The organism is Streptococcus sp. HMSC068F04 (genome assembly GCF_001837455.1).
Taxonomy (GTDB): domain Bacteria; phylum Bacillota; class Bacilli; order Lactobacillales; family Streptococcaceae; genus Streptococcus; species Streptococcus salivarius_D.
On sequence record NZ_KV832464.1, the window covers coordinates 60,643 to 73,383 of the forward strand.

Annotated in this window: 14 protein-coding genes; all 14 read right to left on the reverse strand. The window is 39.9% G+C overall.

The genetic code is table 11. From position 1 onward, the window contains the following. The 14 genes from HMPREF2571_RS02040 to ureE all read right to left on the reverse strand — a co-directional run bounded on the left by HMPREF2571_RS02040 (nucleotide 1) and on the right by ureE (nucleotide 12,707). Complete coding sequence (locus HMPREF2571_RS02040) at nucleotides 1-849, reverse strand: SAM hydrolase/SAM-dependent halogenase family protein (RefSeq protein WP_013990054.1); 849 nt, start codon at nucleotides 847-849, stop codon at nucleotides 1-3. 150 nt (nucleotides 850-999) lie between these two features. After that, nucleotides 1,000-2,208 carry a serine/threonine transporter SstT gene (gene sstT / locus HMPREF2571_RS02045; RefSeq protein ID WP_013990053.1) on the reverse strand — a complete coding sequence of 403 codons (1,209 nt, stop codon included), beginning with the start codon at nucleotides 2,206-2,208 and terminating at the stop codon, nucleotides 1,000-1,002. Between the two features lie 122 nt (nucleotides 2,209-2,330). Further along, a complete protein-coding gene (locus HMPREF2571_RS02050; protein WP_013990052.1) occupies nucleotides 2,331-3,023 on the reverse strand; it encodes a methionine ABC transporter permease in 693 nt (230 codons plus the stop codon). Continuing rightward, entirely contained in the window at nucleotides 3,023-4,090 is a 1,068-nt protein-coding gene (locus HMPREF2571_RS02055) for a methionine ABC transporter ATP-binding protein (protein ID WP_013990051.1), read from the reverse strand. Before HMPREF2571_RS02055 ends, HMPREF2571_RS02050 begins: the two co-directional genes overlap by 1 nt. After that, nucleotides 4,083-5,456, reverse strand: a complete 1,374-nt coding sequence (locus tag HMPREF2571_RS02060) for a M20/M25/M40 family metallo-hydrolase (RefSeq protein ID WP_070847103.1) — start codon at nucleotides 5,454-5,456, stop codon at nucleotides 4,083-4,085. The genes HMPREF2571_RS02055 and HMPREF2571_RS02060 overlap by 8 nt, the downstream gene beginning before the upstream one ends. Nucleotides 5,457-5,516: 60 nt before the next feature. Further along, nucleotides 5,517-6,419 carry a MetQ/NlpA family ABC transporter substrate-binding protein gene (locus tag HMPREF2571_RS02065; protein ID WP_014633605.1) on the reverse strand — a complete coding sequence of 301 codons (903 nt, stop codon included), beginning with the start codon at nucleotides 6,417-6,419 and terminating at the stop codon, nucleotides 5,517-5,519. Nucleotides 6,420-6,578: 159 nt separating this feature from the next. Next, nucleotides 6,579-7,427, reverse strand: coding sequence for an amino acid ABC transporter substrate-binding protein (locus HMPREF2571_RS02070; protein ID WP_014633606.1), 849 nt, complete (start codon nucleotides 7,425-7,427; stop codon nucleotides 6,579-6,581). Nucleotides 7,428-7,591: 164 nt separating this feature from the next. Then, nucleotides 7,592-8,308 (reverse strand): ABC transporter ATP-binding protein, encoded by a 717-nt coding sequence (locus HMPREF2571_RS02075; RefSeq protein ID WP_070847105.1) that lies wholly within the window; start codon nucleotides 8,306-8,308, stop codon nucleotides 7,592-7,594. A gap of 1 nt (nucleotide 8,309) precedes the next feature. Continuing rightward, nucleotides 8,310-9,089: an energy-coupling factor transporter transmembrane component T gene (locus HMPREF2571_RS02080; RefSeq protein WP_014633884.1), complete on the reverse strand. Its 780-nt coding sequence runs from the start codon at nucleotides 9,087-9,089 to the stop codon at nucleotides 8,310-8,312. Then, nucleotides 9,086-10,063, reverse strand: coding sequence for a cobalt transporter CbiM (gene cbiM / locus HMPREF2571_RS02085; protein ID WP_045768777.1), 978 nt, complete (start codon nucleotides 10,061-10,063; stop codon nucleotides 9,086-9,088). The genes HMPREF2571_RS02080 and cbiM overlap by 4 nt, the downstream gene beginning before the upstream one ends. 3 nt (nucleotides 10,064-10,066) lie before the next feature. Continuing rightward, nucleotides 10,067-10,906, reverse strand: a complete 840-nt coding sequence (locus HMPREF2571_RS02090) for an urease accessory protein UreD (protein ID WP_070847107.1) — start codon at nucleotides 10,904-10,906, stop codon at nucleotides 10,067-10,069. A gap of 1 nt (nucleotide 10,907) precedes the next feature. Continuing rightward, a complete protein-coding gene (ureG, locus tag HMPREF2571_RS02095) occupies nucleotides 10,908-11,522 on the reverse strand; it encodes an urease accessory protein UreG (RefSeq protein ID WP_002889928.1) in 615 nt (204 codons plus the stop codon). A gap of 29 nt (nucleotides 11,523-11,551) precedes the next feature. Next, on the reverse strand, nucleotides 11,552-12,265 hold the full coding sequence (locus HMPREF2571_RS02100; protein ID WP_002886562.1) for an urease accessory protein UreF: 714 nt from the start codon (nucleotides 12,263-12,265) through the stop codon (nucleotides 11,552-11,554). Then, nucleotides 12,255-12,707, reverse strand: coding sequence for an urease accessory protein UreE (gene ureE / locus HMPREF2571_RS02105; protein ID WP_002886561.1), 453 nt, complete (start codon nucleotides 12,705-12,707; stop codon nucleotides 12,255-12,257). The genes HMPREF2571_RS02100 and ureE overlap by 11 nt, the downstream gene beginning before the upstream one ends. Between the last annotated feature and the right edge of the window lie 34 nt (nucleotides 12,708-12,741).

The following is a 12,741-nucleotide window of genomic DNA, read 5'->3' on the forward strand; positions in this document are numbered from 1 at the left end:
TTAATCTCCTAAACGTTTAATTTCAATGTGCCAGTTAGACCCTACACCAACATTATAGGCCTTGGCAAAAGACCCTTGGTTAATGGCTAAGCCAACACGATAGAGGGAATTGATATAAATAATTGGCTGACCGATACGAACATCCGCAAAAGATTTCCCATAGGTAACTTGGTTTTGGTAGACCAACATATCATTGTTAAAGATAGTCACTTCGAATCGATCACCAAAGTTTGGTTCCAACGCGTAAAAGTCATCACGTGTGATAGAGGTCCACAGAGAGCCGAAGCGGACATCCAAAATGTCAATCGCCCCACGAACCAAATTATCCTCTATGACGGTTTCAACCACTGGAAGTTCTAGAATTTTATCCACAGGTAACTCAGGACCAACTTCTTCAAAACTGATATGACCAGAAGCTAATTTGGCACCTGTATAGGCATAAACATCACGACCATGGAAGGTATAGGAAAGCTCTGTATTACTACGACGATTCTCAACCTCGGAAATCTCACGAACAGCCTCGATACCAACAACCTTTTTGATATAAGAAAGTGTCCCGTTATCTGGTGTGACGATATATTGCCCCGTCTTTGTTAAGGCAACCACACTTTTACGTGAGGAACCTACACCCGGATCAACTACCGAAACAAAGGTTGTCCCCTCAGGCCAGTATTCAACGGTCTGAAACAGACGATAAGAAGCCTCAAAAGTGTTGTAGGGGGTAATATCATGTGTCAGATGATGAACTCCCAAACTAGGTTCTTCTTGAAGGGCCACACCAATCATAGCCGAAACAGCACCGTCAACCAAACCAAAGTCTGATTGAAGCACCAATAAATTATTAGTCATAAATGTTTTACCATTTCTCTTTGAACGGTTTATTTTACCATATTTTAAGGGCTTTTTAAAGATGATAGATTCTTGAGCTAGCTATAGTCTTTGACTATGTTTTCTCTAAAATCAAAAAGCCAGCCAAATAGGCCGACCTTATACAATTAGCTATGCTTTCTTCCAACGGCTCTTTTCTGCTACTGCTGTAAAGAGAACGTCTGTTGAAGAATTAAGGGCTGTTTCACAAGAGTCTTGGATGACACCTACGATAAAGCCGACACCGACAACTTGCATGGCCAAATCATTTGAGATACCAAAGAGGCTACATGCTACCGGCACTAATAGGAGGGATCCTCCAGCAATACCTGAGGCACCACAAGCAGAAATAGCTGAAACCACACTAAGAATGAGTGCTGTCGCAAAATCGACCTGAATTCCCAAAGTCGTTACTGCAGCAAGCGTTAGGACATTGATTGTCACGGCTGCTCCAGCCATATTAATAGTTGACCCCAAAGGGATAGAAACCGAATAGGTATCAGGATTCAAACCAAGATCCTTACAAAGTTGAAGGTTAACTGGAATATTGGCTGCTGACGAGCGAGTAAAGAAGGCTGTAATCCCAGAGTCTTTCAAACAACGGAAAACCAGTGGGAAAGGATTTTTGCCCATCATCACAAAAGCAATGATTGGATTAACAACCAAGGCAACAAAGGCCATTGTTCCCACTAAAACAAGGATTAGGATACCATAATCTGCCAAAACACCAACACCATTCTCAGAAATAGTATTAAAGACAAGACCAAGGATACCAAATGGGGCCAAGTTGATAATCCAACGAACGATTTGTGACGTCACTTCTGCCAAGGTATTAAGCAAATCCTTCGTATGGTTGCTAGCTGTTCGCATGGCGAAACCAAAGACAACTGCCCATACCAAAACACCAATATAATTGGCTTGAGCCAAGGCATTGACAGGGTTATCTACCATCTTAAGCAATAAATCTTTAAAGACTTCTCCCACACCTTGAGGTGCCGTCGCTTTAGTCGCCGCCGCTGCTCCCAACTTCAGAGAAATTGGAAAAATATAGTGAGAAATAACAGCCGTCAAAGCTGCCGCAAAGGTCCCAAAGAGATAAAGAACAATAACTGTTTTCATATTGCTTTGTTGACCTTCTCGCGTTTGGGAAAGGGCGTTGGCAACCAAGGCAAAGACCAAAAGTGGAGCAATTGCCTTCAAACCACCAACAAACATGTCTCCTAAGAGACCAATAACCGTAAACTTAGGAACAAGCAAACCAAGCACAGCACCCACTACCACACCAATGGCAATACGCTTAATTAGACTGGTCCTATTCCAAGTTGAAATAAAACGTTTCATAACTCATTAACTCCTTTTTATGGTTAACTCAACCATAAAGCATTCGATAGCTTCCATACTATGATAAATATCTGAAATCGTCAAGACATGAGAAAAGCCTGTGGCAAACAGGCTCTCAAATCCTATTTATGACTCAATTTACGTGTCAAGAAATCACCCAAGAATTGAATAAGGAAAATCAAAATCAAAATCAAGAAAGTTGCCAAAATGGTAACTGATGTACTTGAACGGTTATATCCATAGTAGATGGCGATGTAACCTAGACCACCTGCACCGATAGCACCGGCCATTGCAGTCTCACCGACTAGGGAAATCAGAGTTACGGTTGATACACGAACCAACTCAGGTAGACCTTCACTAAGGTAGACCTTAATCGTATCCCAAAGTGTTGCACCACTAGCTTGTGCTGCTTCAATAACACCACGGTCAAGGTCTGCAAGTACCACCTGTACTTGACGTGCAAAGAATGGGAAGGTTGCAGCTGACAATGGAACCAAGGCCGCTGTCATACCGAGGTTAGTCCCCACGATAAAGTAAGTGAATCCTTTCAAAATCGCCAAGAGGATAATGAAAGGAATGGCACGGAAGATTGAAGTGATTTTATCCAAGATTTGGAAAACAAATTTATTTTCAATAACTCCACGAGGACCTGTCAATACCAAGAAGAGCCCCATAACAAGACCAAGAAGTCCCCCAATGATGAAGGAAATAACCGTCATGTAGAGAGTCGCATAGATGGCGTCTGGCCAAGAGTTAACCCCCTGCATACCGATACGATAAATATCTGGAAAGTTTTGTTGAATCCAATCTGCCATTATTGGGCTCCTTTCTTAAGTACTTGCAAGCTGACACCTGCATTTTCAATCGCTTTTTGAGCAGCAAGAACCTGATCCGCTTCACCATCCAAGACAACGACCAATTCACCAACAGGAGTATCACCTAGAATCTCAACGTTACCATAAAGGATGTTACTTGAAACGCCGTACTCTTTGAAAAGTTCGGTCAAGAGTGGCTCATCTGTTGAAGAACCAGCATATTTAAGTTGAACGAGAAGGGCTGAGCTTGGTAAGTTTTTCACCAAAGGTTGTGCATTAATCTTAGCCAAGGCATCTTCAATCCCTGCAGCAGTTTCAATAAATTCTTGCGTCAAATCTTCTTGAGGATTTGAGAAGATATCAAGAACACTGCCCTCTTCCAAAAGTTGACCATTTTGCATAACGGCAACACGGTTACAAATATCTTTAACAATTTGCATTTCGTGGGTGATCATAACCACTGTCAAACCAAGTTTTTTATTCAAATCCTGCAAAAGCGAAAGAATTTGCTTAGTTGTTTTAGGGTCAAGGGCTGATGTAGACTCATCTGAAATCAAGATTTCAGGATCATTAGCCAAGGCACGCGCAATCGCTACACGTTGTTTTTGACCACCTGACAATTGTGCAGGATAGTTTTCCGCACGATCAGCCAAATCAACCAATTCCAAAAGACCACGAATTTTTTTGTCTTTCTCTTCATTGCTTAGTTTAGAATGACGAAGGGCAAAGGCTACATTTTCATAAGCCGTCTTTTGAGCCATAAGGTTAAAGTGTTGGAAAATCATCCCAATCGTTTGACGTTTCTGACGCAATTCTTTTGTCGACAATTGGACCTTACCATCTGCAAAAGTCACATCTTTACCGATAGTGATTTTACCAGCGGTAGGCACTTGCAAAAGATTGATTGCACGAACAAGGGTAGATTTACCAGCCCCTGAATAACCAACAATTCCGTAAATATCACCTTTTTCAATCTGGATAGACACATCCTTAACCGCTTGAATAGTGCGGCGTTTCTGCGTAAAGGTGATATCAATATTTTTCAAATCAATAATGACATTACTCATAACTTGCAATTAACTCCTTAATTAGTTCAATGTGGGTGTAGTAATCTGCTAAGCTGACATTCTCATCCCCACCGTGGTCACGACTGTTGGCATTTCCTATACCAAAGGCTGCCATAGGAACACCCAAAGCCTTATGAATCATATGCATAGGCCCTGTACCTGCTGCCGTTGGAAGCACAGCAACACCTTCTTCATAAAAGCCTTTTGCTAACTCAATAACATTGACAATAGCCGGATCAGACATATCACTACGATAACTTTCCTCACCAAGAGTGAAGGTCACCTTGATACGGTCAAATCCTTCTTTTTTGAGGTGAGCCTTGATACACTCCAAAACGTACTCAGGCGTCAAGCCAGGGACCAAACGCATCTCCATCTTAGCTCTGGCTTGAGCTGGTAAGATAGTCTTAACCCCTTGCCCCTGATAACCTGTTGAAATACCTTCAATGGAAAGGGCAGGTTCAAAATAGTAAGTTTTTAAGAAAGCTCGGCGGTCACTTTCTAAAACGGGTAGTTTTAAGCCGTAAATCTTACGAAGACTGTCTGCATTTTCAATGGCATAAGTTTCAATAAGATCCATCTCTCGTTCGTTTGGTTGGACAATCTTTTCATAGATACCGTCGATAAGGATACGTCCCTGATCATCTCTCATGCTTGAAATAGCATTGAGCAAGTACCATGAAGCCGATTCAATCACTGCACCAAATTTAGAGTGGATATCAACATCAGCACTCTTGACAGACAAATCAAAGGTAATAATCCCCTTGTTGCCCCCTGTGATTTCCAATTGATCTTTGCTATTTCGATTTCCTTGCTCCCAAACCAATAGGTCTGCTGGAAGCAGGTCATCTCGGTATTTTTCCAAATACTTTTCAAGGTCGGTTGATGCAGATTCTTCAGCACCCTCCATCATAAATGTAATATTTACAGGAAGGTCGCCAACCTCTCGAATATATTTCCGAAGGGCTGTCAAACGAGCTGTAATATGTCCCTTATCATCATCAACACCACGACCATACATGTAGCCTTTACGAACAGTCAAACGGAAAGGTTCATCTGTCCATGGCTGATCATTATCCGCAGGAACCGTATCATAGTGTTGATAGAAAATAATTGTTTTCGCATCTGGATTTGGACTCTTGAATTTTGCCAAGACAAAAGGTGCCGTATAGGTCTCATCAATTGTCACTTCTGCGCCAACACCAGAGAAAATCTCACCAAGGTAAGCAGCCACATCATAGAGACCAATATTTTGAGCAAAAATAGATTTTTTAGAAATCAAAGTCCGCAAAACTTCAAAATAGTGCTGAGCAATTTCATCGTTACGGAATTTTAGTAACTGCTCTTCTTCACTTGAAAATGCCATCAAATCGTCTCCTTCATACACAACAAAATGGCGTGCTCCCACACGCCCTCTGTCTTTAGCTTATTTCTTTGAATTAGCTTTCAATTGATCTTGTGTTGGGGCACCTTTCCATGCTGGAAGGTCAACCTTGTTAGATGCATCATAGATGATTTGTGCTACTTCATCGTTTTGGTAGGCTTTAATCAAAGTCTTGATAGCATCAGCTTTATTTGATTTTTCCCAATCTTTATTAGCTGCAATGATGTTAACCCAATCTTTCAAATCTTGACTTGGTTCTTCTTGGAAGAGAGTTGTATCATAGTTAACGTTTTGTTGTTGTGCGTATGAGTTATTAACAACCGCTGCATCTACTGATGAGAGAGTTTGGGCAGCTTGTTCAGCTGAGATTTCTTTGATATCCAATTTCTTTGGATTCTCAGAAATGTTCTTGATAGTTGCCAATTCACCATCTTTAACATCCAACTTAATCAAACCAGCTGTTTGAAGAAGTGTCAAAGCACGGCTTTCGTTTGTACCATCGTTAGGTACTGAGATTGTAGCTCCTTCTGGAAGCTCTTTAACATCTTTATACTTAGCTTTTCCGTTTTCAGTACCTGAGAAAAGGTGGATTGGGCTAAGAAGAGTGTCAGCTGCCGCAACAACATCACCTTTATTTTCTTTGTTCCAGTTGTTCAAGAAATAAATGTGTTGGAAGGCATTAACATCAATTTCACCGTTTTTAAGGGCTTCATTTGGTTGGTTGTAGTCTGTGAACTCTTTCAACTCGATAGTAACACCCTTGTCTTTGGCCAATTCTTTGACTTTATCCCACAATGGCTCGGTTGTATCATCCAAAGTCATGATACCAACTGTCAAAGTTTTATCATCTTTAGCTGATTTGTTACCACCAGCACCACAAGCAGCCAAAGCTACTGTTGAAGCGACTGCCAATCCTGTAATTCCGAGAATTTTTTTAAGTTTCATAACGAACTCCCTTTAATTGTTTTAAGTGTAAAATTATTATCCCATAGGATGAGAATTGTATCAAATTGTTTATAATTGTATATATCTATAGTTTTTAACTATAACGTGTCCTAGATTTTAATTATATAAAAAAGCTGAGAATCATTCCCAGCTCCTTTCTTATTTTTTGCTTGGAACTTTCAAAGCATCTTTAGTTGGAATATAATCTTTATTTCCAAGGAATTTTTCAGCCAACTTCGCCAAAGTACCATCTTTTTGGAGTTCTTCCAAACGTTTGTTTACAAATTTTTGAAGGTCTTTTTGGTTATCTGCGAACAAGAAGTAGATGTATGGTTGTTGATCAGATTTAAGCTCAATAGTCTTCAAGTTGCTCAATTTATTATTTTTGATGATTGCATTAACAGTTGGTGCATCAAAAATCTTGAAGTCGTACTTGCCTTCATTCAAACTTGTCAACATTTGTGTAATATTTTCATTTGTGTAGTTAAGTTCAACTGGCTTGTCTGAATGTTTATCGTTAAACTCTGTCAATTGAGTAGCTGTCGATGTTCCTTGAACAACCTGCGTTGAGTGTCCAGCAATATCATCATATTTCTTAATATTACTATCTTTTGGAACAGTCAAAACAGCTGGTGTGGTACCAATTGGATATGAGAAGAGATATTTTTGGTCACGTTCTTCTGAATAAGAGATATTGTTCCCAGCCATTTGGTATTTAGCTGAGTCAAGACCTGTGAAGACTGAAGACCATTCTGTTTTTTGGAATTTCACTTCATATTTGTCAGAGTCTTTGAAGACTGCTTTGGCCACTTCCACATCGTAACCAGTCAATTCACCATTTTCTTCATATGAGAATGGTGCTGTTGTCCCAACAGTGGCAAAGTTAATTGTTTCTTTAGCACCTGAAGATTTAGATGCTTCTTTTGATGATTTAGATGAACATGCAGCAAGCAAAGCTACTGAAGCAATAGCTACACCTGTAATTCCAAGAATTTTTTTAAGTTTCATAATACTCTCCTTTGAGATTGATTGTTTTTATTGTAACAGAATTCACTAGGCTTAACTAATACTTAAACATAATCAAGGTGATAAGAAAATACTATCACCTAAAAGTATTAATTGTTTGACAAAGAAAAAGTAGAAAACCAATAACGATTTTCTACTTATAGTTATTAATAATGTGACAAACGCTCAATCACTTGCTGGTTATTGAGCACTTCCTGGGCAGGAAAGAAATCAGCTTTGCCATCTTCAAAAAGAAGAACATCAGCCTTTTCATGATGAAGGTGCTTGAAGTGATGAGCAGACATAATAATGGTTTTCCCAGCTGAATGAAGCTCATGTAGAAGTTCCCTAAAAAATTTTTCATATTCTTTAGAAAGATTATTGAAGGGTTCATCAAGAATATAGACATCTGGATTCGTTACCATGATACTGGCAAAGGCCACTTTCTTCTTTTCTCCACCAGACAGTTGATAGGGAACGCGATCCCGTAAATCTTCAATTTTCAGCAGGGATAGTGTGTCTTGGACCCGCTGTGAGACCTCTTCTTCAGTCAGACCTAGCTGACGAGGTCCAAAAGCAATCTCATCATAGACAGTACTATTAAATAATTGACTATCCACATCCTGAAAGAGGATTCCGAGGCGGCTATAAAAATCTCGTTTTTGACGTTTGTCCTTCAGCCATTCTTTGAGGTCCTTCCCTAAGAAAAGAATGCGTCCAGATTCTTCCTGCTTAAAGCCGGTTAATAAACTGATAAGACTTGATTTCCCAGTCCCGTTTTCTCCCATCAACATCACATATTGTCCTTGTCTAATCTCCAAATCAAGACCAGTAAAGACCTTTTTTTGTTCATAGGCACAGGCCACTTGATTCAATTGAAACATCTCATCCTCCTAACAGAATCTGTCCTAAAATCACTGCTACTAGACTTATCAAGGCCAGCCAGTCCTTCCATGTGAATGACTGTGATGACTTGACATATTCACCGACAAAGCAACGTGCTTCCATGGCTTGAGTCAGTTCCTCACCATAGCGTATGGCTTTAAGGTATAAAATTCCCCAGATATTACTTCCAATCCGGAAACGATGATTGCCACCAAAGCTTCGCGCTTCAATCCCTTTGAGCAAATCCATTAATTGTTTTCCAAAGACATCGATATATTTTATGGTGATATCTAACTGGAGCAGAACAAGATCAGGAAAATGCAACCCTTTTAATGCCGCTAACATCTCACTTATTGTACTTGTCTCTGAATAATAAGCAATGGCTACAGCAATCAAAGGAAGTCTAAAAAGAAAGAGCGATTGACCTCCGCTAAGTAAGAGATGCGGTAGATAAAGAACTAAAGGAAAAATCAACAACACTACAGTCTTTTTCAAGGTTCTTACTAAAACAGAATGTGGCAGAAAAGCCACTCCAGCTCCTAAAAACAAGGCTAGAATCCACAAAACTGTGAGATTTCGGCTAATTCCCACTGAAATAAGTAAGAAAAAGAGAAGTAAAACCTTAGCTGTTGGATGAAAGACTGATGCTACTTTTAAAGGATGCGTTTCAAACTTTTGAAGCAGAGCTTCCAGATGGTGACGATTCCGGATAAGAAAGTTATTTCTACCGACTTTAGTGACTACCGGGCGCTCTTCCGACATCCATTCTGGCAGAATCATTTTTCAACCTTTCTACCGAAAATCAAGCGATAGAGGATGAAGAAAATCAAAACAGCAGAAGCAGCGCTCAGAATATAACCCAAGACTTCTGGAACACCTGCGATACTATAATCTGGGAAGAGGGCATTGAATGAGAAACCATTCAACATTCCTTTTGGCGCTTGGGCTTCCACATGATAATGAGCCAATTTTTCTACCAACTCTTTGACATCCCATTCCGCAAAAGCTGTTCCCGTCGCCAATAAACCAAGTGGTGTTAGGATAATCAAGGCTAGGATAAAGAGCAATAAAGGACGTAGTTTTTTAGTCGTTAGTTCCTGAGTATTATCAATATTCAAACGTTCAATGAATTCTTGAACACCAGCTGTGAAGAATCCTTCTACCAGACCGATGAGGAGGTGAGTCAAGCCCATTACTGGAAGTGTCACTCTCAAAGGGTATGGGTTGTAAAGCGGATTACCACTACTATCTTTAAAGAGAATAGGCTGAATTCCTAGTAAAACTGCAACAGTCAGAGCTGCAGCTACAATCCCAATATAACCTCCAAAAAAGCTGGCAATTATCCTGTTCTTTGTCCACTTATTCAAGAGTTTATAAACAGCATAACCTACAAATGGCATAACAACTGCCATACAAAAGGCGTTAGCACCAAAGGCCAAGATTCCACCGTCACCAAAGAGCAAGGCCTGCATAGCCAGGGCTACACTAACTGCTAAACAGGAAGCCCAAGGTCCTAACAATATAGCAATTAGTACTGCCCCAACAGCATGGGCACTAGTTCCACCCGGAGCTGGAAGATTAAACATCATGATAAGAAAGGACAAGGAAGTCCCGATTCCCAACATAGGAATCGTTTTTTTATCAGTATCAACTTTAACCTTTACCTCCTTGACGGCCTTATACCAAATAGGCAACATAACTGCCCCCATTGCCGCACAAGTCGTAGGGCTTAGGTAGTTTTCAGGAATATGCATTTTTTATCTCCTCATATCATTTTTTCTCAAATTCAAAGGGGTTAATCCATGTATTTCTTGTCTAAAATAGTCTGCACAGGCATAAATGACGCGACGATTATCCTCAGCAGTTTTTCCTAAGATACGTAACACCAGACCTGGGATATCTAAGGATGAAATAGCAAAATCAGACTCTAAATTCAGATCTTCTAAGTGCTTCTGCAAAGCCTTAACAAAAGCCTCGTCAATATTTGGTGACACCATTACCAAACTATTATAATTACGCCAGCCTTCAAAATAACCAAGCTTAAACATATCTTGTTTCTGAGGCTCTAAGAGGGTCTGATCGCTATAAACAAGCTCATTATCTTGGTAGATTTGTGTCAAATTACGAAAATAATGGTATTGAAACGGCAAATCCTCGTGAGACCAACCTGCCGTCACACCATCTGAATAAATCAAGTGGGCAGACTTATCCATATCAATACGACTTGTTTGGAAATAGCGTGATCTCAAATAGGGAATGACTTCATCAGCCATGTACTCCAAATAGCTATTTTCTTCAAGTGTGATGGACGTATGTTGTTGCGTCAACTGTCCTCTTTCACACTTGTAAACATAGGTAGGTGTTTGGGTTGTTACCAAGGCATGAGCATCTTTATTAACATCAATGGTCACTTGATACTGCTCACCCTCGACAAAGCCCCCACCCATATTAATTAGGAAATAGTAAGGAACACCATTGGCATCTGAATTATCCGCTGATACTCGAGAGTTACCTTCTTGGTATTTCTTGTGGGAAATTGTACGACCATTTCGGTTTGAAAATCCAAGATGGACAAAGCCATCGTATGCTTGTGTCATCTTACAAGTCCTCTAGTAGGAAATTCTTACGAATCCATTCTTCCACTTCCTTAACATTGTCATCATTATTCAAATTTGTGAAAATGAAAGAATCTTCGTTACGGAAATGAAGGGTATCTTCACGCATACGATCTAGGTTAGCTCCAACATAAGGTGCAAGGTCAGTCTTATTGATCAAGAACAAATCACTCTTAATCATCCCTTGACCAGCCTTACGTGGAATTTTTTCACCCTGAGCAACGTCAATAATATAAATGGTGAAATCAACCAAATCAGGACTGAAGGTCGCAGCCAAGTTATCCCCACCACTTTCAAGGAAAATAACATCCAAATCATGGTTAAAGCGCTCTTGAAGAGTTTCAATCGCTTCAAAGTTCATAGAAGCATCTTCACGAATAGCAGTATGAGGACATCCACCAGTTTCTACACCAATGATACGGTCTTCATCTAAGCTTGAATTTTTAGCCAAGAAAAGAGCATCTTCTTTTGTATAGATATCGTTAGTAATAACTGCTAAATTTAAGTCGGACATACGTCGTGTAAGACGCTCAAGCAAAAGGGTTTTACCTGAACCAACAGGTCCACCAACTCCAATAATTACAGTACGTTTTGTCATTGTTTTTTCCTCTCAACCTTGTTGATATTTTAGGACATGAATAGGCGGAATACCTGTGTTTCATGTTTCATCTGAGCTAATTCAAGACCAGGCGTATTGGCCCCAAGGTAGGACGCGTCCAATTCTTGAATTTCCTGTGTCATTTTTTCTAATTGCGAAAAGCTACGTAAAACAATCTCTTGTCCAGCAAACTGTCCAAGTGGAATGGCACGAACAGCATTTTGAACCATCGTCGAAATCACGCTATAGCCATAAAGTGCAATAGCTTCACTACATCCCAAGCCCTTGTTAAACACATAGAGCGCAAAGACAATAGCTGGATTGCCGAAGACCTCACCCTTACGTATTTTGGACTGATAGTCATCCAATACCGGAATAGCATGGAGCCTTTGAATGAGTCGAAGCATTTGTTTAGCAATCATTTTAGTCCCCTGTCTTGTTTCACGCGCTTGCGTCGAAACTGTCAAGACCTTATCATAATGCCAAACCTGCTCTAAGTTGTCTGTAGCCATAGCATCATAAACCAATTTGATTACAAGACCTTCACCATATTTAAACTGACTAGCTAAATAGGCTTCTTGCCACTCTTCGTAACCTTTATCATCTGTTACAGTATCCTCGCGCAGATAATTTTCCATCCCAAAAGAGTGGTTAAATGATCCAATTGGAAAGGTTGAATCGACAATTTGCACAATTTCAAGATAATCTTGCAAAGACACATTAGCAAAGGGATTAATGTTCATGGGCAGTTAAATTCACATGGCGTAGGGGCTTATCAAGGACCACTTCTTCAATCGTGTAGGCAATCTCTTTTTGAGTCAAGACTTGCTCTACAACTGGGTCAACCTCTAAATAAATCTTGGCATCTTTCACCTCAATCGGTTTATGAGTATTCCCAAGAATATGAGCTGTGATTCCCATTTCATCCATATCTTTAGGTGAAATGACAATCAAATCCTGTGACTCAACCCCAATAGCTAGGACATGGTGATTATCGATAAAAAAGGCAGAGCCATTTTGCAATTTTTGTCCCTTATCAAGACGAATACCAAATTCATTGCCGTGGTCGCTTTTCACACGAATAATTTTTTTATTAAGATCATCACTCGAAAGAATGACTGTTTCAATATGGTATTTGTCCACATCGATATCTTTAACAAGAGCGTCTACTTTTGTAAAAATCATACTTTTTCCTTTTCTATTACATTTTAAAAATCTA

What these genes read in the sequence shown, in the direction of transcription:
- HMPREF2571_RS02040 (WP_013990054.1), bottom strand. Translation starts at nt 849, where the DNA reads ATGACTAATAATTTATTGGTGCTTCAATCAGACTTTGGTTTGGTTGAC.
- sstT (WP_013990053.1), bottom strand. Translation starts at nt 2,208, where the DNA reads ATGAAACGTTTTATTTCAACTTGGAATAGGACCAGTCTAATTAAGCGT.
- HMPREF2571_RS02050 (WP_013990052.1), bottom strand. Translation starts at nt 3,023, where the DNA reads ATGGCAGATTGGATTCAACAAAACTTTCCAGATATTTATCGTATCGGT.
- HMPREF2571_RS02055 (WP_013990051.1), bottom strand. Translation starts at nt 4,090, where the DNA reads ATGAGTAATGTCATTATTGATTTGAAAAATATTGATATCACCTTTACG.
- HMPREF2571_RS02060 (WP_070847103.1), bottom strand. Translation starts at nt 5,456, where the DNA reads ATGGCATTTTCAAGTGAAGAAGAGCAGTTACTAAAATTCCGTAACGAT.
- HMPREF2571_RS02065 (WP_014633605.1), bottom strand. Translation starts at nt 6,419, where the DNA reads ATGAAACTTAAAAAAATTCTCGGAATTACAGGATTGGCAGTCGCTTCA.
- HMPREF2571_RS02070 (WP_014633606.1), bottom strand. Translation starts at nt 7,427, where the DNA reads ATGAAACTTAAAAAAATTCTTGGAATTACAGGTGTAGCTATTGCTTCA.
- HMPREF2571_RS02075 (WP_070847105.1), bottom strand. Translation starts at nt 8,308, where the DNA reads ATGTTTCAATTGAATCAAGTGGCCTGTGCCTATGAACAAAAAAAGGTC.
- HMPREF2571_RS02080 (WP_014633884.1), bottom strand. Translation starts at nt 9,089, where the DNA reads ATGATTCTGCCAGAATGGATGTCGGAAGAGCGCCCGGTAGTCACTAAA.
- cbiM (WP_045768777.1), bottom strand. Translation starts at nt 10,063, where the DNA reads ATGCATATTCCTGAAAACTACCTAAGCCCTACGACTTGTGCGGCAATG.
- HMPREF2571_RS02090 (WP_070847107.1), bottom strand. Translation starts at nt 10,906, where the DNA reads ATGACACAAGCATACGATGGCTTTGTCCATCTTGGATTTTCAAACCGA.
- ureG (WP_002889928.1), bottom strand. Translation starts at nt 11,522, where the DNA reads ATGACAAAACGTACTGTAATTATTGGAGTTGGTGGACCTGTTGGTTCA.
- HMPREF2571_RS02100 (WP_002886562.1), bottom strand. Translation starts at nt 12,265, where the DNA reads ATGAACATTAATCCCTTTGCTAATGTGTCTTTGCAAGATTATCTTGAA.
- ureE (WP_002886561.1), bottom strand. Translation starts at nt 12,707, where the DNA reads ATGATTTTTACAAAAGTAGACGCTCTTGTTAAAGATATCGATGTGGAC.